The sequence below is a fragment of the Xenorhabdus sp. KJ12.1 genome, from assembly GCF_963876495.1.
Classification (GTDB): Bacteria; Pseudomonadota; Gammaproteobacteria; order Enterobacterales; family Enterobacteriaceae; genus Xenorhabdus; species Xenorhabdus stockiae.
Genome location: NZ_CAWNQH010000058.1, coordinates 1 through 21,114 on the forward strand (window position 1 = coordinate 1; position 21,114 = coordinate 21,114).

Genomic DNA, 21,114 nt, shown 5'->3' on the forward strand with positions numbered 1-21,114 from the left:
TTATGACAGTAACGACAAATCACATCCACTTTAGCCATATCTCACCCAGAATAAAAAGTAGGGAGTTTATCACAAGATCTAATCATTGGGAGCATGACCGGATTTGGGACAGGTATCGAAAGGCAACCGCACGTAACTACGGGTAACCTTCGGTAAGGTGGGACGTGTGAGCACTGATAAATGCGGTAATTCGTTGATTTAAAAGATGGGCTTACTCTCTTCTAAGCCGTAGGTCACAGGTTCTATGTCAATATATAGAACAATCGATGGAATAAGCCGCGTAATGCGGCTTTTTTAATTCCGAATCATGTGTCACTTTGTTTTTTCATCAGTTCCCCAAACTTATCATGAAGTGATTTCGGATACAGTTCTGTATAAACTTGCCAAAGTACATTCAAATATCGGTGTCCAGTCACTTGAGCAACTTCCTCGATTGAAAAACCAGCCTCAAAAAGACGGCTAGCACCTTCTCTTCGCATGTCGTGATATCGAATATCTTCTATCCCCAGAGCATTACGAACTCGTTGAAATCCAGCAGATACGCTTCTAGGATTATAGGGAAATATTAATTCTCCCTTTTTGGGCTGACGCTGCACTATTTCCCATGCATCACCTAGGAGTGGAACTGACATGTGATTGCCTGCCTTTTTCCTTGGATCTTTCCTATCTCTTACAATGACTGATTTTTGTTTCTCATTAATATCATCCCACCTGATTTTGCAAATCTCACCTATACGCATACAGCTGAGAATAGAAAAATTTAAAATATCCAAGTATGGAATATGGGCTGCCCTATGATCTGCACGTTTACGTAGTCCTTCTATTAATCTATCAAGCTCATCATTAACAGGACGACGACTGCGGCGGTTTGATTTTCCAATCAACCCCATTTTTATCAATAATGGCCTAGCTTCATGTGAAGGATTTGACGTGTAATTTATGCCATAAACAGGTTTGGCAGATGCGATAACAGAGGTTAAGTAGCTGACATCATGATTAATTGTTGCTGGGGATGCCCCGCTTTCCATTCTGTAGCGGCAATGATCAATAACATGGCTTTCTGATAGTTCAGATAAGTATATACTTGCGATATGACAATCCATCAGCATGTTTAACACATACTTTTTTGTTCTTCCTGCTTTTCCCCCTAAGTTGGGATCGTGGATATATTTATACAATAAATCCCTTACAGTTATACCGGTAGTATCACCACTTGAGGGAATCCCGCTTTCCTCAAGTTCCGCTGCCCGTTTAGCCCCCCAACTTTTGGCTTGAGTCATCTTACCAAATGTTTTCGTTTCACGATGAAGATGCTTGCCGCCTTCTTTTATACCAGCTGTGCAACGATATCTTATAGTGCCATCAGCGCGAGGGCGCTTCACTATGTTATAATAGGCCATGATTTACCTCTCAGGCACCAGTACACCATTGAGTGTGGTGTACTGGATGGTGTACCGATAAACCGAAAATAGCCTAAAACGTATTAAAATGCACGAAAATAGAAAAACAGAAAAACCTGTAGTAAGCAGTATAGCAAAGGGAAGTTTAGGAAAATTTAAGCCCTCTCGCTTCTCCGTTGCGCCGATGCTGGATTGGACGGATCGTCATTGTCGATACTTCCATCGCCTGCTAAGTAAAGAAGCTTTGCTTTACACTGAAATGGTCACTACAGGTGCGATTATTCACGGTAAAGGAAATTATCTGGCTTATAACGAGCAGGAGCACCCATTGGCATTGCAATTGGGCGGTAGTGAGCCTCAGGCATTGGCGCAGTGTGCCAAGATCGCGCAGGAGCGTGGTTATGATGAAATCAATTTGAATGTTGGTTGTCCGTCTGATCGTGTACAAAATGGTCGTTTTGGTGCCTGTCTGATGGGGGACGCTACATTGGTTGCTGATTGCGTCAAAGCAATGCAGGATGTGGTGGATATCCCAGTCACAGTAAAAACTCGTATCGGTATTGATGAACAAGATAGTTACGCGTTTCTGTGCGATTTTATTGATACTGTTGTGCAAAACAGTGCCTGTGATAATTTTGTCATCCATGCGCGCAAGGCGTGGTTATCTGGTTTGAGTCCTAAAGAAAACCGCGAAATTCCACCGCTGGATTATCCTCGAGTCTATCAACTGAAAAAGGATTTTCCACAACTGACGCTTTCCATTAATGGTGGGATTAAGACCTTGGAAGAAGCGAAACAACATTTGCAATATGTTGATGGTGTGATGGTTGGGCGGGAAGCCTATCAGAATCCATCGATTCTGGCGCATGTGGATCGTGAATTATTTGACGAAAACGCTCAGGTAACGAATACGGTAGATGTGATTAAAGCTCTTTATCCCTATATAGAGCAGGAATTGTCAAACGGTACTTATTTAGGCCACATTACCCGCCATATTCTGGGCATTTTTCAGGGTATTCCCGGCGCGCGCCAATGGCGTCGTCATCTGAGCGAAAACGCACATAAACCTGGTTCGGATATTATGGTTGTTGAAAAAGCACTGGGAATGGTAACAGAGCGGATGTGATCCGCTCAGGTGTTTTAGAAATTACGGGATTAATAAGCTGGAACCGTGAGTTGCGCGGCTTTCAAGTATTTGGTGTGCCCTGACTGCCTCGCTCAGTGGAAATTTTTGGTTTTCTGGCACATCGACTTTGATTTTTCCATTGGCAATGAAGTCAAATAATGTTTTGCTCGCTTCTGCTAACTCTTCCCGTGTAGTGATATAGCCGTTAATAGAAGGGCGGGTAAGGAATAGCGAACCTTTCTGGTTGAGAAGCCCGACATTTACACCCGTTACTGCCCCCGAAGCGTTTCCGAAACTGACCATCAACCCCCTTGGTGCCAGCGAATCAAGTGAATCCAGCCATGTAGCCTGACCGACGGAATCATAAACGACATCAACTTTTTGTCCGTTGGTAAGTTCTAAAACGCGTTCCACAATATTTTCACGATTATAATTGATGGTCTGCCACGCGCCTGCGTTTTGAGCAAGGCGGGCTTTTTCATCTGAACCAACGGTGCCAATCAATTTTGCACCTAATGCTTTTGCCCACTGACAGGCAATCAACCCCACCCCACCGGCTGCAGCATGGAACAGAAAAGTTTCACCTTCAAGAATCTTATATGTCTGATAGAAAAGGTAATAAACGGTCAACCCTTTCAAAAGGGAAGCGGCAGCCTGTTCAAATGAAATAGTATCAGGAAGGATAGTTAACTTGCTGGCAGGTACATTGTGTACTTCACTATATGCACCCAGACCGGATTGAGCATACGCTACACGATCCCCGATTTTGATGTTCGACACACTCGAGCCAACTTTTGTGACAATTCCGGCAGCTTCAGTACCTAAGCCACTGGGAAGATTTGCCGTTGGGTAAAGCCCACTGCGGACATAAGTATCAATATAATTAATTCCGATAGCTTTATTTTCGATTTGGACTTCATCAGGCGCAGGATCAACAGGGGTAAATTCACTATATTTGAGTACTTCTGGGCCGCCGGTGGCGGAAAATATGATGTGTTTTGCCATGGTTGCTCTCTTATCATTCTGGAAATATTGGGAACAGCCTCGCACGTTTGCAAAGAAATCGCTGCAAACAGCGTAAATGTATCTGAAATCATTGCAGACTATATATATTTACTTTGTGTTTTGAAGTTTGTCCATGATTATTATTTTTATATAAATATCAAATAATTAATTAATCATTAAACTGTATATTGTTACAGTGTTTATTGACGTTTTGCCTCTCTTGCAGCACACTGCGTATAAACAATTGTATAAATACTTTTAGCGATCATGGCTGCCGAACTAAACAAGCTCAGTGACAAAAAACTTAGAACCCTGCACGGAAAAGAAAGGGGCAATATTGAATTTTTTGCCGATGGTGCGGGGTTGAGCGCCAAAGCATCTAAAGCTGGTGGAGTTAGTTGGGTTTTTACGTACCGACTTGATGGAAAAAAGTTAAACCGCCTTACCATTGGGCGCTATCCTGATGTGTCTCTCAAGCAAGCTCGTGAAACGCGGGATAAATGTCGTAGTTGGTTAGCATCTGGTAAAGATCCAAAGCTGCAATTTAATTTAGTGATGCAGGAATCACTAAAACCAGTCACTGTGAAAGACGCTATCGAATATTGGATAGAGCACTACGGAAGAGAAAATCGAGTCAATATTGATACCCTCATTCTGCAATTAGAAAAACATATTTATCCTTATATTGGTGAAATGGCATTGTCTGACTGCGAAACAATATATTGGCTACAATGCTTTGATAGAATGAAAAAGAAAGCTCCGGTGGCTGCTGGTTCTGTATTTCAATTGTGCAAGCAAACTCTAAAATTTTGCCGGGTAAGAAGGTATGCAGTCAGCCATGTATTGGATGATTTAACTATTCAGGATGTTGGGAAAAAACAAAATAAAGGCCAGCGATATTTAGACGATCATGAACTTGGTCAATTATGGGACTCTATAAATACAGGTATTTACCTACCTTATTATAATAATTTATTGAAAATTTTGGTTGTATTTGGCTGTCGGACACGGGAGATCAGGTTATCTAAATGTTCAGAATGGAATTTGAATTCTATGTTATGGACTGTCCCAAAAGAAAATAGCAAGACAGGTGAGAAAATCATTCGTCCAATACCAGAATATATGAAGCCATTTTTAATGGATATTATTCACCAAAACCATAAAAGCGGTTATCTCTTAGGGGAAATTAAAAAACTTGAAGCAGTCGCACAATATGGCAGAAAAATATGGAAAAAATTAGAGCATGACGAGGAATGGTCTTTGCATGATTTAAGACGAACCTTTTCAACTAAACTTAATAACTTAGGGGTTGCCCCACATGTAGTAGAGCAGCTTATAGGCCATGCTTTGCCGGGTGTTATGGCGATATATAATAAGAGCCAATACCTACCAGAGAAATTAGATGCTTTAAACAAGTGGTGTGAGCGATTGGATGTATTAGCGGGTAATTATGAGAATGTGGTTATATTAAAAACAGCACAATTGTAATATATACACAACAAAGTTGCTTTCTTTAGTAATAATTTCCATTAAGTAAAATACCCTCACAAAAACAATGAAATAGTGAGGGTAGCATGACCATTCAATATAACACTCCTACACCTGAAGAACGCCGCATTATCCTTTCCGAATATGGCGAACCTTATGATCGTCTTATTCGTGAAAAAGAACGCCAACATATTACCTCTATTTCCAGAACATCAGCATGGAAACTGGAAAATGAAGGCCGCTTCCCTGCCCGTAAGCCATTGGGGCGTAATTCCTGTGCTTGGTTACTCAGTGATCTACTTCATTGGGTACGAAATCCGCCAATCGTAGAAAATATAAATAATCCATATAGCCGTAAACCTGCCAATTAAATAATAACGTAATGGAAAAATTAACTGCCTTAATTGGTAGTGGACAAACTCACTCTAAAAATAATCTGATTTTTTCGGATAAGGGATGTGATGGCGGTTATTAACTATAAAGACTCCTTTTATTTAAGGAGTCACCAATTTGAGATAGTTACTTTTTTGAGAGGATTAATTAATAACTGGGTTTATTGCCGGGCGGCTCAACCTTTGGGTTCAATTCCCTGTGATTGTAATTCCTTACGGGCTAATTCCTTAAACCAATTTCCCAGACTCATGCCTTCATTTTTGGCTAATTCTGATAATTGTTTCTTAAATTCAGGCTGCATCCGTATTTGGAAAGCTGGCGCTTTGCCTTCACCTTTAGGGCTTTTATCTCTTTTTACCGTTGACATGTGTGTACCTATCGGAATAGTATCATCTACATTAGGTACACACCTTATCACGGCAGAGCCTAATAGAACAACGCCCCACAGTGATCGCAACACATGTAGGGCGTCTGACCACAACATTATTGGAGCTAATGCTATGGCTGATACACAGTCTAACCAAACTCGCCCAAAATTTATATTCCTAATTGTATCCGGTACTCAGTGGCTGGCTGATATGTCCTCTTTGATCTTCGTATCACGTCAGGGGGCATGCCATGAGTCATAAACCAATCTCATTAAAACAGGCGCTGCATCGTGCAAGTTTGGGTATTTCACTTTTCACGTTCATTACCCAAAAAGCCAAAGATGAACACTGTGAAATCAATTTAAATAATCTGATTGCATTGGCGCACGGCATTCATCAGGAGGTTTATCGCGACCTGTCGAAACATGCCCCACAGAATCCAGTGAATAAATTAGTTAATTGCCTTGTACGCAGGGAGAGAGATCCATTAGGGCAATCCTCGTTTCGTGCGGGTTTATGTACCTCTTTATATGAGGTCATTCTTGAACAGGCAAGCCAACACTGTTCGGAAGAGTTACACGATTTGCTGTCGCTAGCCTGTGATATTAATCAGGAAGTTTACTATTCGCTCTATGCAGCGGTTAATGGCGAGGACGAGTGATCATGAGTCAGGGAAATAATAATCAGAAAAGCCGCCCGTTAGATGTTATTCGAACAGTGAAAAAATCAGCCATCAATCACTGGCAAAGCCTGTTGCCTGCTTGTGGTGTTGATGTTCCGGCAAAGGGTAAACATGGCGCCTGCCCGATATGCGGCGGCACTGATCGTTTTCACTTTATCGATGATAACCATCATGGCGACTGGCATTGTCGCCAGTGCGATAAACCTAATCACGGTGATGGTCTGGATTTAGTGGCAAGAACCAACGGGATCACGGTCTTTGCCGCCGCTAAGTTGGTAGCTGATGCACTGGCACTGCCTTTGCCTGAATCTAAGCCAGCTAAAGAGCAGCCCCGAACAATAAAACCGATTGCAGAACGCATCGCTGCGCTGGTTGCAACTTCTGCCACGGGTGAATCTCAGTATCTGGTGAAAAAGGGGCTTCAATGCTCCAATCAGCGATTATTGAAAGATGGCTCTTTATTGCTGGTGGTTCAAACGCTGGACGGCACGATCACAGGCGGGCAAACCATCAAGCCTAATGGTGAAAAACGCCTTGTCTCAGGGACTCAGAAGAAAGGCAGTTTTATTCCTGTATCCGAGATTACTGGAACGCCGGATACTTTCATCATTACCGAAGGTTACGCCACGGCGTTAACGGTTAGCCAATTACATGAGGGCGTGGTATTGGCAGCCATTGATGAAAGCAATTTGTTCACCATTGCCGAACAGGTCAGAACACAGTGGCCTAACGCAAAAATCATCCTTGCCGCTGATAACGATTGGCACGAACTGGAAGAACGGGACAAAAACGGCAGGCTAAAAAAGAATGTCGGCAAGATAGCAGCAGAGAAAGCCGCTATAGCGATTAACGGCTGGGTCACGCTACCGCCTACGGCATTAAAATCTGATTGGGACGATTATCGCCAGCATCACGGCATCGAGGCAGCAAAGCAGGTATTCAGTAACGGGTTGTATCAGGTGGGTGAGAAAATGTCAGTAGCAAAATCTGTAGTCATTAATTTGGATGAGCACCAGGAGAAAGAACGTGATCCGTTAAAGCCCTTTATTGATTCGCGTAAGAACGGGATTTATTACGTCACGCCAAAGGTAGATAAAGAAAGTGGCGAAATCATCCACCATGAGCAATGGCTCAGTGATGCTATGAAGGTGATTGGGCGTGGTCGTGATGATATTGAATTTTATCTTATTATCCAGTGGGAAGAAGACGGGACAATTTACACAGAGGCAGTGAAAACAGGTGATGTTGGCGCAAATGAAGGCTGGCGGCAGCTCAAAGCCGCAGGGTTGAATATTGCCACTAAACCTTTTTTACGTCACACGCTATCGGATTGGTTACAACGCCGCGCCAAAAAGACTGACTGGCATATTACCCACTCAACAGGCTGGCAGCATGGGGCTTATATCTTCCCGACAGGCGAAGTGATCGGCAAACCAGAGAAACCCGTTATCTTTTGTGGCAGAACTTCATCAATAAGAGGGTATACCGTAGCAGGAACGCCGGAAAGCTGGCGTGATTCCGTAGCAAAATTAGCCAAAGGCAATCCCTTTATGATGCTGTCCATAGCATCCGCGCTAGCATCACCGGTTATCGGCTTGCTGCGTGATGATGGCTTTGGGGTTCACTTCTATGATCAGAGTACAGCCGGGAAAACTACGGCGCAAAGCGTGGGCTGTAGTGTTTTTGGTGAACCTTCTGCGATGCGTTTGACGTGGTTTGCAACGACATTAGGGTTGATTAATGAAGCCGCAGCACACAACAACAATCTACTACCCCTTGATGAAGTCGGACAAGGCTCATCTGTTAAAGATGTGGCTAATGCGTCTTATGCGCTGTTTAACGGTAAGGGAAAGCTACAGGGAGCAAAAGGTGGTGGAAATCGTGACATTCTCCAGTTTAAAACGATTGCTATCAGTACTGGTGAGGTTGATCTTGATACGTTTGTCAGAAGTGAGGGCAAACGCCTGAAAGCGGGTCAGCTTGTCCGGTTGCTGAATATTCCATTCAGTAGTCCGACTGTTTTTCATGGCTATCAGGATGCCAGAGAACACGCTAAGGCAATTGAAAAAGCCATTGCCGATAATCATGGTGCTATCGGCCGGGTATGGTGCGAATATCTGACTCAGAATCAAAAGGTAACCAGAAACATCATTGAAGAAGCTAAAACCCGCTGGAATGGGTTGATCCCCAAAGGAGCTGGGGCGCAACTTCCCCGTGTGGCTGAACGGTTTGCCATCTTAGAAGGCGCTCTTATCACAGCGACACACCTTACCGGATGGACAGAACAGGAGAGCCGGGACGCAATACAGCACTGCTTCAATGCGTGGGTGGCTGAATTTGGTACTGCCAATAAGGAGCACCAACAGATTAGGGAACAAACCGAGGCATTTTTAGACCGCTTCGGGTTAAATCGTTATGCGCCGGAGCCGTACACTTACGATCATGCCACTATCTCTAATCTTGCAGGCTACCGGAAAGATACCAGTGATATTCCCAATAATGGTGGGTTGATTCATTTTTATACGTTTCCTGATGTGTTCGAGACAGAAGTATCAGAGGGCTTTGAGCCGAAGATGTTTGCGCGGGTACTGGCAGAATCAGGCATGTTGAAAAAGGCCGCTAATGGCGGTTTTAAAGTACAGGGCATGAAACATAACGGTTCATCCCGTAAGTACTATGTCGTGATGTATTCTGCTGATGGGATGGAAGAATAAATTCTCTCATATACGTAAAACTGACCGACAACACCGACAAATCGACAATACATATATAAATATCTTATAAATCAATATAGTAAAATGTTAAATGTTTGTCGGTACGTTGTCGGTTTGTCGTTTCATTGTTGGACTTAAAACAAAGTACCTGCCAGAAGAAAAACTTTCTTTTCTTGGCAGGCAAAAGAATTCAGAGACACATAGAGGGAGTTTATTAGTAGGTCGGATTGTCGAAAACCGACAACAGGAGATTACATCTATCAAGTTGAAATATAATGATAATACTTTAATTTTTGAGATATCAAAAAATTGAGTGACAATTGACCGATAACGATTTAACACTGTATCTAATTGATATTAAATTCTATTTTAGAACATTGTCGGTTTGTCGGTGTTGTCGGTAACTTTTCACTATATATACAAAAATGGAGAACATATGTTAGATGCAACAACGATTGAAAGACAGGCAGCTAATTCAGCGGCGTACTGGATGGAAAGAGCAGTCAAAGAAATAGATGCTTTGTTCGGTGAGGGGTATGCTAAACAGCACCCAGAGCTTATAGCCGCATTCATGAAGACAGCGGCACGAGATGAGTTAGCTATGAACATTCGAGGGATAGCTGAGGCACTAGAAACTTTCCAAGTAACCCTATTCAGAGAAGCAGAATAATTATATAAGGGAAATATTATGCCGATTACGCAAGAAGATATCAGAAAACACTACGATTATTACGGTATTACGCAGTTAGACGATTTACATACAAGCGAGTACCGCCAGTTGGTCAATGGTCATGCTTTTTTCTTTCAGGATTCAGGTGGTAGTCTGCGTCACACATTTTCTGAGGAAATACTGGCAACCAATAAAGAGCAGTTAGATGTATTAATTGAGCAATTACAGGCGTTCAGAGAAATTATGAATGAAGCGTCTGAATGGCAGAGTGATAAGTGAGTAAATATGATGGAATTTATAGAGTCATTAAATTTAGCATTCAACGGATCAGCAAATTATCTAACATGGTCTTTTTTTTCCTTTGTCGCTAGCTTTGCTATATATCAAGCAAAGCAAAAGGATATAAAAAAAACAAAACAAATTAATATATGGGTAAAAGGGATATATAACTTGTGCACATTATTATTTTTAGTGATAGGTGCAGTAAATGTTTTATATATAGTTAATATTTTTGGTAATGAAATAGGTTCTTGGGTTACTCCTTTCGTGGGATTATTCGCGTTATTAGTAGCATTAAATGCGGGAATAGTCGTTTGGGGGAAAGTGGATGACAATAAAAATAAGTAAAAATTTGTAAGTATTCTGTCCTCATGTTTCTCCTTGTTGAGACCTCTTGTTTAGAGGTCTTTTTTATTATTTTTCATGGTGTTAAATAGTTATTGCTGAACCATGTAGGCTCATCTTGATTTCAATTGCTCTGTAGCAAGTCCTCAAAGGCGGTAGTGCTAACCCGCGACCGCTTCCTCAAACCTGCATGACAGCGAACCCTTAACCTACATGCAGAGGCATCATGAAGAAATTACTCGAATTACGCCAACAAAAAGCTGATTTAACCCAACAAATGCGCTCACTGCTGACCAAAGCCGAAGACGAAAAGCGCTCACTGTCTACCGATGAAGCCAAACAGTTCGACGAACTGCGTAGCCAATCCGATAACCTGAATACGGAAATTGCCCGTTATGAGGCTTTATCTGATGAAGAACGTAATCAGGCAAAGAACCAGCCAATCAGTGAAACACTCAATAATGATGGGCTACGCCACTATATTCTGACGGGTGAAACTCGTTCCCTGTCTACAGGCGTACCCTCAGAGGGCGGCTATACCGTTATCCCTGAACTGAACAAACAGATCATGCAGCAATTGGCTGATGAGTCGGTTATGCGCCGAATCTGTACGATTAAGACCACACGCAGCAATGAATATAAACAGCTTGTTTCGGTCGGTGGCGCAGCCGTGGTACATGGAGAAGAAGGCAAGGTACGCGGTGAGACTACCACGCCGAAGATGGAAGAAGTCAGCATCAAGTTGTTTCCTATCTATGCCTACCCCAAAACCACACAGGAAATTATCGACTTTAGTGATGTCGATATTTTAGGCTGGCTGACTGCTGAGATCGCAGATACGTTCGTCGGTATCGAAGAAACCGATCTGGTGAGCGGTGACGGCAGCAAGAAAGCGAAAGGCTTTCTGTCTTACCCTCGTGACACCCAAGCCGACAAGGTACGTGCATTCGGTACGTTGCAAAAATTGGAAGCAACCAGTCTTGAAGCCGATAGCCTGATTGACCTGAAATTCTTGCTCAAAAACAAATACCGCAAAAACGCCGTGTGGGTGATGAATTCGACAACAGCAGCCAACGTGCAGAAGCTGAAAAACGGCAACGGAGATTATATCTGGCGCGAACGTCTGCAAGCGGGTGATCCTGATATGTTGCTGGGCTTGCCTGTCCATTATCTCGAATTTATGCCCGATAACATCATTGCGCTGGGTGACTTCAAGCGCGGTTACTTCATTGTTGACCATCAAACGGGCATTCGTACCCGTCCTGACAATATCACCGAACCGGGATTTTATAAGGTACACACTGATAAATATCTGGGGGGTGGGTTGGTGGATTCCAACGCAATCAAAGTGCTGGAAATCAAAGCCTCTTGATAATCTTGGAGTTTATCGATGAAGAATGATTTTGAAATCCGTACCGCTTCATTATCTGCCAATGATAAGAAACTGACAGGCTATGTGATTAAGTGGAACAGCCGATCACAAGTTTTGTGGGATGAATTTGTAGAACAATTCGCCCCCAATGCCTTTCGTGACAGTTTAACAGTGGGGGCAGATATCAGGGCACTGTATGAGCATGATCACATGAACCTATTAGGCCGAACCACGTCCGGCACGTTGCAATTGAGCGAAGATGCCACCGGATTACGCTTCGAATTAACCCCGCCAGATACGCAGTTAGGCCGCGATGTGCTGACACTGGTTGAACGTGGTGATATTGCCGGAATGAGTTTTGGATTCAGGGCACTCAAAGATCGGTGGGATACCAGCCAAACACCGTATGTCAGAACTGTTTTAGAAGCCGAATTGCGGGAAATCACCATCACCAGTTTGCCTGCTTACCCTGAAAGTGGCGTTGAAATTGCCAAACGCTCATTAAACGCAGTCAAGCCCTGTAATGTGGATTTGCGCCATTACTGGTTGCAACTGTCCGAGGTGTGATTATGTGGCCTTTTAAGCGTAAAGCCGCTGAGACTCGTAGTATAACCATTGATGAATTGTTTTCTCTGGCAGGCATACCTAATACTAAATCAGGCGAACATGTTTCCCCCTCGACCGCCGAGGGTTTACCTGCCGTGATGAACGCCGTCACAGTGATTAGTGAAGCCGTTGCCACCATGCCCTGTTATCTCTATCGGGTGCAGCACCAGCACGGCAAAGAATCCCGCGAATGGTTGAGCGATCACCCTGTAGATTATTTACTCAATGAATGCCCTAACGATTGTCAGACCCCGTTTCAGTTTAAGCGAACACTGATGCGCCATTGTCTGTTAAATGGTAATGCCTATGCGGTCATAGTCTGGGGGCGTGATGGTCAGCCACAATCATTACACCCTTACCCGCCGTCAGCCGTGGTAGCGCAACGATTATCCGCTCACCGGTTTGCTTACACCATCACCGAACCTTATAGCGGCAAAGTGAAAACCTATCTGCAAGAAGAAGTGTTGCATTTGCGCTATGCCACCGAAGATGGCTTTTTAGGGCGCTCGCCTGTCACTATTTGCCGTGAAACGTTGGGTTTAGGGCTGGCACAACAGCGCCACGGCGCAAGTATCATGAAAGACGGCATGATGGCGGCGGGCGTGATTAAAGCCGCTGACTGGCTGGATGGCATCAAAGGTAATAAGGCGCTGGAAGCCCTCGAACGTTATAAAGGTGCTCGCAATGCAGGCAAAACGCCCATTCTTGAGGGTGGGATGGAATATCAGCAATTAGGGATGAGCAATCAGGATGCCGAATGGCTGGCCTCCCGTCGTTTCACCATTGAAGATATCGCCCGGATGTTCAATGTCAGTCCTATCTTTCTGCAAGAGTATTCGAACAGTACCTACAGCAACTTTAGTGAGGCCTCCCGTGCTTTTCTGACAATCACCATGCGCCCGTGGCTTGCCAATTTTGAGCAGCAAATCAAATCGGCTTTGCTGATGGCATCACCAACAAAAGGCATTCGCTACCAAGTCGAATTTGATACTGCTGACCTACTGCGAGCCAATCCGAAAGAACGCTTCCAGAGTTATGAAACCGCGATTAAATCCGGCGTGATGTGCCCGAATGAAGCCCGTGAACGGGAAGGTTTATCACCCCGTGCCGGTGGCGATGAATTCAGTCAGGCATGGAAGCAAACCGTGGAAATCAAACAAGACAAGGAGAGTAACGAATGAGAGCAGGCAGATTACGGCATCGGGTGACAATCCGAAAAAATGAAGCCAGTCGGGGTAAATTCGGTGAAGTACTCAACAACTGGGTGGATTTAGCCACGGTCTGGGCAGAAGTCCAAGCCATTAGCGGGCGGGAACTGGTGGCATCCGGCGCCGTGTTCTCAGAAGCCACCGTGCGTATCTGGCTGCGTTATCGTGCTGATGTGACCACAGCGAACAGCATTACCTTTCACGGAGCGAACACGACAGGCACCGCTTTTAGCATTATGGCGGTCATCCCCGATGCGAAATACACCCGCTTAGAGTTGCTTTGCAAGGGAGGGATATTCCGATGAGCCGGATTGAAATTCCCCTGAGTGAAATCAAACAGCATTGCCGACTGGAGGAAGATTACACCCTTGATGATAGCTTATTAACGGGCTATGCCGATGCTGCGCTGGAAGTCTGTCAGCAACATATCGGTAATCGGTTTGGTGATGATCTGGCTTTTACCCCGGCGATTAAAGTCGGTTGCCTGCTGTATATCGGCTTGCTGTATGAGAATCGGGAAATGGCAACCGATATTGAGCTAAAAGAAGTGCCTTTTACCATCAAATCACTGTGGTCTATCTATCGTGATGTGGGGATCTACTGATGCCGTGGCAACCGTTAAGACGTTGTAGTTATCCCAGTTGTAAGCAACGGGTAAAGTCTGGTCGCTGTGAGGAACATCGGCGGGAACAGAACAGGCAGCGCGGTACACGTACCGAACGTGGCTACAGTAACCGATGGGGCAGATACAGATTGATGTATCTTAAAACGCATCCCTTATGTGTGCATTGCCTCAAGCTGAACTGCTACATACCTGCAACCATTGTGGATCATATCATCCCGATACAAGGTGAAGCAGATGTGCTGTTCTGGCCTGCATCCAATCATCAAGCACTATGCCATGCCTGCCACAACCGTAAGACGGTACAGGCAGACCCACTCATCAAAGCGAGGCACAAACAAGGTGCTTATCGCGAGCAGGAAGCAGAAGCGGCACGATTATTTATCACAAGAATAATAACTAAATGAAATAACGGGGTGGGGGTATCAAAAATGACAAACACCCCTCTGAGCGGAACCGCCCCCTCCTTCAATTTTTACGCACAGCGATTTTTTTGAAAATAAATCACAAGGAACAGCGAACATTATGGCAAGAGCACCCAAACCACCCACTTATTTAAATGAGATTGCCGCCAGTCAATGGAGAGCCAAAGGTAAAATTTTAAGTGAACGGGAAGACCTGAACGCCGCCGACTGGAACAACTTAGAGCTGTATTGCGTCAACTATGCCATTTACCGAAAAGCGGTGGCAGACCTTGATATCCGAGGCTTTAGCATCGTGAATAGTCAGGGCAGCGAAAGCCGCAATCCTTCACTCAGCGCAAAGGCTGATGCTGAAAAAATCATGATAAAAATGTCCTCATTGCTGGGTTTTGACCCCGTATCACGGCGGAAAAATCCGGTGGAAACAGAAGAAGAGGACGAGCTAGACCGACTATGAACACATGGGAACAATACGCTTTTGATATCGAAAACGGCACAATTCCGGCCTGTAAACGGGTAAAACAGGCCGTGAAACGCTACTTTAACGACCTGAATAACCCGCTTTATGTGTTTGATACGGAGGTTGTGGCGCGGTTTATTGCCTTTTCCCGTTACTGTCCGCACGTCAAAGGCCACTTGCGCGGTAAGCCCATCATTCTCGAACCGTGGCAGCAATTCGCGTTTGCCAATTTGCTTGGCTTCAAAGTTAAGGCAACCGTGCGTCGAAAATATCGCAGTGCTTATATTCAGGTGCCGCGAAAAAATGCCAAATCCACCGTTGCCGCGATACTGGCTAACTGGTTTCTGGTGATGGAGCAAGGCCAGCAGGATATCTACACCGCCGCCGTGAGTCGCGATCAGGCACGTATTGTATTCGATGATGCCCGCCAGATGTGCTTGTTATCAAAACCGCTTAAAAAACGGGTAACTGTCCAACAGCATAAAGTAACCTATGCCAAGAGCAACAGCCTGTTAAAACCACTGGCAGCCAAAGCCGCCACGATTGAGGGTACTAACCCCAGTCTGGCAATTGTCGATGAGTATCATTTACACCCCGATAACGCAGTCTACTCTGCCCTTGAGTTGGGTATGGGCGCACGTCCCGAAGGCATTCTGTTTGCCATCACGACAGCAGGTAGTAACGTTATTTCAGCCTGTAAACAGCATTATGATTATTGTTGCCAGATTCTGAGCGGAGAAGAACTGAACGAATCGCTGTTTGCGTTGATCTACGAGCTGGACGACGAGAACGAGATTGATGATGAATCACTTTGGATAAAGGCCAATCCCAATCTGAATATCTCCGTGGACAGTGCCGCTTTGCATGACACTATCCAGAAAGCGCGGGGTATTCCCTCACAATGGACGGAAATGTTAACCAAACGCTTTAATATCTGGTGTCAGGGTGAAACACCGTGGATGGGGGAAGGGGCTTGGAAAGCCTGCCAACTCGACTATGACGAAAACGACCTGAAAGGGCTGGAGTGTTACGCTGGATTGGATTTATCTTCCACAGGTGATATCACCAGTATCTGCTACACGTTCCCCGTGGATAACGAATTGTTATTACTGACCCGCCATTATCTGCCTGAAGCCCAGTTACAGAATCCTGCCAATAAGAATCGGGCTGTTTATCGCCAATGGGTACAGGCAGGCTGGATACGCACCACTGTAGGCGATTGCATTGATTATGACCGTATCCGTGATGATATTCTCAAAGACAGCCAGCATTTTGATATTAAGCTTGTGGGCTTTGATACATGGAACGCCACGCACCTACGTACTCAATTACAGGGCGCAGGCTTGGATGTTGAACCCTTCCCGCAAACCTATATGCGCTTTAGCCCGGTGGCAAAATCGGCTGAGGTATTCGTTAACCGCAAGATTATTCGTCACAACGGCGATCCGGTACTGGCATGGGCGATGTCTAATGTCGCGATGGAAACGGACGCTAACGCTAATATCAAACCGAACAAGAAGAAATCGGCGAACAAAATCGACCCGGCAATTGCATTCCTGATAAGCTTTGGTACATGGCAGGCAGAGCATGAAGAGTTTGCGTTTAGCTTGAGTGAAGAACAGCAGCAGCGACTGGATAACTTTGACGGGATTTAGATAACTAATTGATTTTTTTAATGCCTGTGCAGTATGGGAATTAATGAAATTAAATCAAATGCTCAGAAGGTTAGATATCACACACTTTTTGGGGATTAGTTGCTACTTTATCTGACCGTGTTCTGTAGAAAAGTGCGGCTAAATCTGACAGCCAGCTATGAGCGAAGAGCTGACGTATCGCAGAATAACAAACTATCTATGTAGACTGCTACATCAGAGTGGGAAAGTGTTAATTCGATATTAATAATATTTCATTTTGCTCTTTTATCTTTTAATATTTGCAGCAATTCATCTCGAGATCTATGCAGATTAGATTTCAAGTCATTATGTGAACGTCTTTTTTTCCTATCAATTACCCCCTGAGGTGTGAATATTTTCGAGATAGTCTCTAGTTTTTTATTTCCAAGAGTATCGGCAATCCATTCCATGAAATCATTACTATAAATTGGAAGCGTATTACTAGAGCCTCGATGAACAGCAACCGCATTAAGTCCAGTAAGGTTTAATATATCCCACACATCAATATCACAAGTTAATATCTGCGCGAGGTGAAATTGCGTGCCATTATCATCAGCATTAGTATTGGTTAATAAATCCAACATTCTGGCCATAAACAAATCCATCGCACAATTTCTAATTAACTGAATAGGTTCAGAGGTGTTTTGAAGGCTATTGAGTTTTCTTGTTGTTTTTAGTTTATTTTTGTGAAAAAGGATATCGACACAAACAGCTATTTCTTTTGGCATCATAATGGAAATTTCTTTATCAATTACCGAAAAAAGATCCATGAGTTTATTTTCGGAAGAGCGCTTTGAGCTGTACTCAATTATTTTCGTTTTCAGTAATAACAATTCCATTAGATCTGCTATTTGCGAGAATTTCCCAAACTGATAATCATTTTTGTTATAAAAGTCGAATAGAAGATTATCTGCTACTTTCTCAGCAGTTGATCTGTATACATTTAAAAATTTTTCTCTCCATGATGAATTAAAGTACGAATTTATCATGGGAATAGATTTCAAGGCGGAAACTGTTTCTTTAACTTTTTTAATGTCAGTATCCTTTAAATTACTTTCTATTTCAGAAAGATACAAAGCCATGTTTAATACATTGACATTTTCTTGTGATATATGCTCAGATATAGAGTTGCATACTTGATAAACTCTTTCTGATGGTTGAGGAGCATAGGCAAGTGAGCGTATATAACTGGCAGTATTGCTATCGACATATATTGCTGTTGAAATAAAATGCAAGGTTTCACCCTTACTCTCAATAACTTCCTTATCAATAACGTATAATGAGTTACCTCTAAATGGTGTTAATAGATAACATTTTGGCGACAACTCCTTCTTGGGTAAATAAAATGGTCCGTTAGTGGATTCATGCGAAAAAAGTATTCTCCAGTCTTTTAATTCATGCTTACACTCTTCATATTGATTCATTGCTTCAACGATTGATGATGCATTCCCAATTTCATTAATCTGTTTTAATGTATCAATTTCCTTTATCATTTTATTTATCCGATAATACAGTAATTAACCGTAATGAATTGTATCATTTTTGCATACTATGGCAAAGTGAATTATCTAAACACGACTGAATAGAACTCAGTCTATAAACCATGAATATTATTTACAGAACCCTCCGTTTTTAATGTTAAATTAAAAACGCAAAGTTAATAATTATACAGCTATAATGGGTACAGACTATATAAAATGTAATTTTGGGTCAGTGAATACATTTTATTGTTAATTTTATTTTAATATGTTGATTTACCATCATACTAAGATTTATGTGTTAGTAATGTCCGCTTTTGGCACTGAGCTGACTGTTATATTTGCTTGAATCCTGAGTAGCAAGAGTATTAGCTTACATGGGCTGTTTAATCGCATATAACGCAAAAAGGTAAGCTGTTTTTACTGGTTCGCTTATTGAGAACGATAAACCAATCAGTTAAAGTAGCCCCGCCATTGGCAAAATCCAGTGGTCAGGGTTTCGCAGCCTTGTAAACATACCCCACTGGTAGGAAATTTCTACCAGTGTGTCTGCTATCGCCTACTCAATGGCGGTTCTGATAGGGGAGGTTTCGGCCTCGCCGGATGGGTATGTTCCGGTACTGCGAACCCTGTCTGAATCGCCACCATCAATGATCAATTAATGGAAGGGGTAGCAGGAATGTTCAATGTTAAAAATGACTGGCATCAAGCCGACATCATCGCCGCATTACGTAAGCGTGGTACTACCTTAGCCGCAGTTTCCCGTGAAGCGGGACTCAGTTCATCTACACTGGCAAATACTCTTAGCCGTCCGTGGCCGAAAGGCGAATGGATCATCGCTAACTATCTCGAAATACACCCATCTGAAATCTGGCCGAGTCGCTATTTTGATTCGTATGGTGAATTGATTGAACGCAAGGTTCGGGATAAATCATAAAAATAATCAGTTCCATTTAAAAATCATCGGGAAGATAGCCGTAACGGGGTATCTTCTCACTAGCAGTATCATTTGCAATTATCACTTTAATAGTTTTCAACTGAATACACATAACCCTCATAGCTTGGAACGTTAAACGTACTGACCACGTTTTACTGATCATGCATTCACTCTCATTCTTTCTTTTCTTTTGCCTTGTTTTTATCTTATGCTTTGTTTATAGATTTGTTCAGTGTTCTATGTATAAACAATTATATAAACAAACAAGAACAAATGCGTTTAAAAATGAGGTTTATTTATTCAATATCAATCGGTTGTATTTAAATTACGAGTATAGACTATATATAATTACTCAAGGTTGTTTTCATGGCGTATACTGATGCGCTATTTCGTTCTTGTTTAGTGGATTGATGTACTACATGGCTGGAAGAAAACCAACTAACAACAGTATGGCTGAACCAAAAGATCGCCAAGTGGAAGGGCTGAAACTTCCACCACACTCTTTGGAAGCAGAGCAATCCGTGTTGGGCGGTTTGATGCTGGATAATGAACGTTGGGATAACGTATCCGAGCGTGTCACCAGCAATGATTTTTTCAGCCGCCCACATCGGCGCATTTTTTCTGAAATGCAGCGTTTGCTTGAAACAGGCAAACCTATTGACTTGATTACATTATCAGAATCTCTGGAGTTGAATGGGGAGCTGGATAATGTCGGTGGTTTTGGCTATCTGGCAGAATTGTCAAAAAATACGCCAAGTGCCGCAAATATCAATGCTTATGCAGATATTGTCCGTGAACGTGCTGTCGTTCGCGATATGATTGCGGTTGCTAATGAAATCGCCGATGCAGGATATGACCCACAAGGCCGAACCAGTGAAGAATTGTTGGATCTGGCTGAATCTCGTGTATTCCAGATAGCAGAAACCCGGGCAAATAAAGATGAAGGCCCGAAAGGTATTGAACAAATCCTTGAAGAAACCGTTGAGCGCATTGAGCAGCTTTATCAGCGCCCACATGATGGCGTAACCGGGGTTTCCACGGGCTATCAGGATCTGGATAAGAAAACGGCGGGTCTGCAAAAATCAGACCTGATCATCGTTGCTGCACGTCCTTCGATGGGTAAAACAACCTTTGCGATGAACTTGTGTGAAAACGCAGCGATGATGCAGGATAAACCGGTTTTGATTTTTAGTCTGGAGATGCCCGGTAATCAGATCATGATGCGTATGCTGGCGTCGCTTTCCCGCGTGGATCAGACGCGTATTCGAACCGGTCAGCTTGATGATGAGGACTGGGCCCGAATTTCCAGCACTATGGGTATTTTGCTGGAAAAACGCAATATGTATATTGATGATTCATCCGGCCTGACTCCTACTGAAGTACGCTCCCGAGCAAGAAGAGTTTTCCGTGAACATGGCGGGCTTAGCATGATTATGATTGATTACCTGCAATTAATGCGAGTGCCTTCTCTTTCTGATAACCGAACGCTGGAAATTGCAGAAATATCCCGCTCCCTCAAAGCATTGGCGAAAGAATTACAGGTGCCGGTTGTAGCCCTTTCTCAGCTTAACCGTAGTCTGGAGCAGCGCGCTGACAAGCGTCCGGTGAACTCTGATCTGCGTGAATCAGGCTCTATCGAGCAGGATGCTGACTTAATCATGTTTATCTATCGTGATGAGGTATATCACGATAACAGTGAACTGAAAGGTGTAGCGGAAATTATCCTTGGTAAGCAGCGTAACGGCCCAATCGGTACGGTAAGGCTGACATTCAACGGTCAATGGTCGCGATTTGATAACTATGCTGGGCCAAGCTATAGCGATGAATAACCCAGTTTAAAAATAAGCCTATTTATTCAAACCAATT

23 protein-coding genes are annotated in these 21,114 nt (G+C 43.5%); 19 read left to right on the forward strand and 4 right to left on the reverse strand.

Going from position 1 to position 21,114, the window contains the following annotated elements:
• Positions 1–305 precede the first annotated feature (305 nt).
• Positions 306–1,400, reverse strand: a complete 1,095-nt coding sequence (locus AACS92_RS05850) for a tyrosine-type recombinase/integrase (RefSeq protein ID WP_099110398.1) — start codon at positions 1,398–1,400, stop codon at positions 306–308.
• 88 nt (positions 1,401–1,488) lie between these two features.
• On the opposite strand from AACS92_RS05850, the gene dusA reads away from it, so the two are divergent.
• Positions 1,489–2,526, forward strand: coding sequence for a tRNA dihydrouridine(20/20a) synthase DusA (gene dusA, locus AACS92_RS05855; RefSeq protein ID WP_099110399.1), 1,038 nt, complete (start codon positions 1,489–1,491; stop codon positions 2,524–2,526).
• Positions 2,527–2,547: 21 nt separating this feature from the next.
• Here dusA and AACS92_RS05860 read toward each other — a convergent pair whose 3' ends face one another.
• Positions 2,548–3,531 (reverse strand): quinone oxidoreductase, encoded by a 984-nt coding sequence (locus AACS92_RS05860; protein WP_099110400.1) that lies wholly within the window; start codon positions 3,529–3,531, stop codon positions 2,548–2,550.
• Positions 3,532–3,798: 267 nt separating this feature from the next.
• On the opposite strand from AACS92_RS05860, the gene AACS92_RS05865 reads away from it, so the two are divergent.
• Both AACS92_RS05865 and AACS92_RS05870 read left to right on the forward strand, forming a co-directional pair.
• Entirely contained in the window at positions 3,799–5,019 is a 1,221-nt protein-coding gene (locus AACS92_RS05865) for a tyrosine-type recombinase/integrase (protein WP_099110401.1), read from the forward strand.
• A gap of 86 nt (positions 5,020–5,105) precedes the next feature.
• Positions 5,106–5,390, forward strand: a complete 285-nt coding sequence (locus AACS92_RS05870) for a helix-turn-helix transcriptional regulator (protein WP_099110403.1) — start codon at positions 5,106–5,108, stop codon at positions 5,388–5,390.
• Between the two features lie 197 nt (positions 5,391–5,587).
• On the opposite strand, the gene AACS92_RS05875 is transcribed toward AACS92_RS05870, so the two are convergent.
• Entirely contained in the window at positions 5,588–5,779 is a 192-nt protein-coding gene (locus AACS92_RS05875) for a toxin-antitoxin system HicB family antitoxin (RefSeq protein WP_099110404.1), read from the reverse strand.
• A gap of 133 nt (positions 5,780–5,912) precedes the next feature.
• On the opposite strand from AACS92_RS05875, the gene AACS92_RS05880 reads away from it, so the two are divergent.
• From AACS92_RS05880 to AACS92_RS05945, 14 genes are all read left to right on the forward strand, one after another.
• Entirely contained in the window at positions 5,913–6,041 is a 129-nt protein-coding gene (locus AACS92_RS05880; RefSeq protein ID WP_255398516.1) for a hypothetical protein, read from the forward strand.
• Complete coding sequence (locus AACS92_RS05885; protein WP_099110405.1) at positions 6,031–6,441, forward strand: hypothetical protein; 411 nt, start codon at positions 6,031–6,033, stop codon at positions 6,439–6,441. Before AACS92_RS05880 ends, AACS92_RS05885 begins: the two co-directional genes overlap by 11 nt.
• A 2-nt stretch (positions 6,442–6,443) precedes the next feature.
• Positions 6,444–9,176, forward strand: coding sequence for a DUF927 domain-containing protein (locus AACS92_RS05890; RefSeq protein WP_099110407.1), 2,733 nt, complete (start codon positions 6,444–6,446; stop codon positions 9,174–9,176).
• Positions 9,177–9,612: 436 nt separating this feature from the next.
• Positions 9,613–9,846: a hypothetical protein gene (locus tag AACS92_RS05895; protein ID WP_099110408.1), complete on the forward strand. Its 234-nt coding sequence runs from the start codon at positions 9,613–9,615 to the stop codon at positions 9,844–9,846.
• 18 nt (positions 9,847–9,864) lie between these two features.
• The gene (locus AACS92_RS05900) at positions 9,865–10,125 is read left to right on the forward strand and encodes a hypothetical protein (protein ID WP_099110409.1); all 261 of its coding nucleotides are present in this window, start codon (positions 9,865–9,867) and stop codon (positions 10,123–10,125) included.
• Positions 10,126–10,131: 6 nt separating this feature from the next.
• Positions 10,132–10,473, forward strand: coding sequence for a hypothetical protein (locus AACS92_RS05905; RefSeq protein ID WP_099110411.1), 342 nt, complete (start codon positions 10,132–10,134; stop codon positions 10,471–10,473).
• Positions 10,474–10,696: 223 nt separating this feature from the next.
• Positions 10,697–11,842 carry a phage major capsid protein gene (locus AACS92_RS05910; protein WP_099110412.1) on the forward strand — a complete coding sequence of 382 codons (1,146 nt, stop codon included), beginning with the start codon at positions 10,697–10,699 and terminating at the stop codon, positions 11,840–11,842.
• A gap of 18 nt (positions 11,843–11,860) precedes the next feature.
• On the forward strand, positions 11,861–12,409 hold the full coding sequence (locus AACS92_RS05915; RefSeq protein WP_099110413.1) for an HK97 family phage prohead protease: 549 nt from the start codon (positions 11,861–11,863) through the stop codon (positions 12,407–12,409).
• 2 nt (positions 12,410–12,411) lie between these two features.
• Positions 12,412–13,629, forward strand: coding sequence for a phage portal protein (locus AACS92_RS05920; protein WP_099110414.1), 1,218 nt, complete (start codon positions 12,412–12,414; stop codon positions 13,627–13,629).
• A complete protein-coding gene (locus tag AACS92_RS05925) occupies positions 13,626–13,961 on the forward strand; it encodes a phage head closure protein (RefSeq protein WP_099110415.1) in 336 nt (111 codons plus the stop codon). The genes AACS92_RS05920 and AACS92_RS05925 overlap by 4 nt, the downstream gene beginning before the upstream one ends.
• Entirely contained in the window at positions 13,958–14,260 is a 303-nt protein-coding gene (locus AACS92_RS05930) for a head-tail connector protein (RefSeq protein WP_099110417.1), read from the forward strand. Before AACS92_RS05925 ends, AACS92_RS05930 begins: the two co-directional genes overlap by 4 nt.
• Positions 14,260–14,685: an HNH endonuclease signature motif containing protein gene (locus AACS92_RS05935; RefSeq protein WP_099110418.1), complete on the forward strand. Its 426-nt coding sequence runs from the start codon at positions 14,260–14,262 to the stop codon at positions 14,683–14,685. The genes AACS92_RS05930 and AACS92_RS05935 overlap by 1 nt, the downstream gene beginning before the upstream one ends.
• Before the next feature lie 118 nt (positions 14,686–14,803).
• On the forward strand, positions 14,804–15,157 hold the full coding sequence (locus AACS92_RS05940) for a phage terminase small subunit P27 family (RefSeq protein WP_099110419.1): 354 nt from the start codon (positions 14,804–14,806) through the stop codon (positions 15,155–15,157).
• Complete coding sequence (locus AACS92_RS05945) at positions 15,154–16,815, forward strand: terminase large subunit (protein WP_099110421.1); 1,662 nt, start codon at positions 15,154–15,156, stop codon at positions 16,813–16,815. The genes AACS92_RS05940 and AACS92_RS05945 overlap by 4 nt, the downstream gene beginning before the upstream one ends.
• 251 nt (positions 16,816–17,066) lie before the next feature.
• On the opposite strand, the gene AACS92_RS05950 is transcribed toward AACS92_RS05945, so the two are convergent.
• Positions 17,067–18,326, reverse strand: coding sequence for a hypothetical protein (locus tag AACS92_RS05950; protein WP_099110422.1), 1,260 nt, complete (start codon positions 18,324–18,326; stop codon positions 17,067–17,069).
• Between the two features lie 664 nt (positions 18,327–18,990).
• Here AACS92_RS05950 and AACS92_RS05955 point away from each other — a divergent pair.
• Positions 18,991–19,248 (forward strand): helix-turn-helix domain-containing protein, encoded by a 258-nt coding sequence (locus AACS92_RS05955; protein ID WP_099110423.1) that lies wholly within the window; start codon positions 18,991–18,993, stop codon positions 19,246–19,248.
• A gap of 419 nt (positions 19,249–19,667) precedes the next feature.
• Positions 19,668–21,077, forward strand: a complete 1,410-nt coding sequence (gene dnaB, locus AACS92_RS05960; RefSeq protein ID WP_099110424.1) for a replicative DNA helicase — start codon at positions 19,668–19,670, stop codon at positions 21,075–21,077.
• The last annotated feature ends 37 nt before the right edge of the window (positions 21,078–21,114 follow it).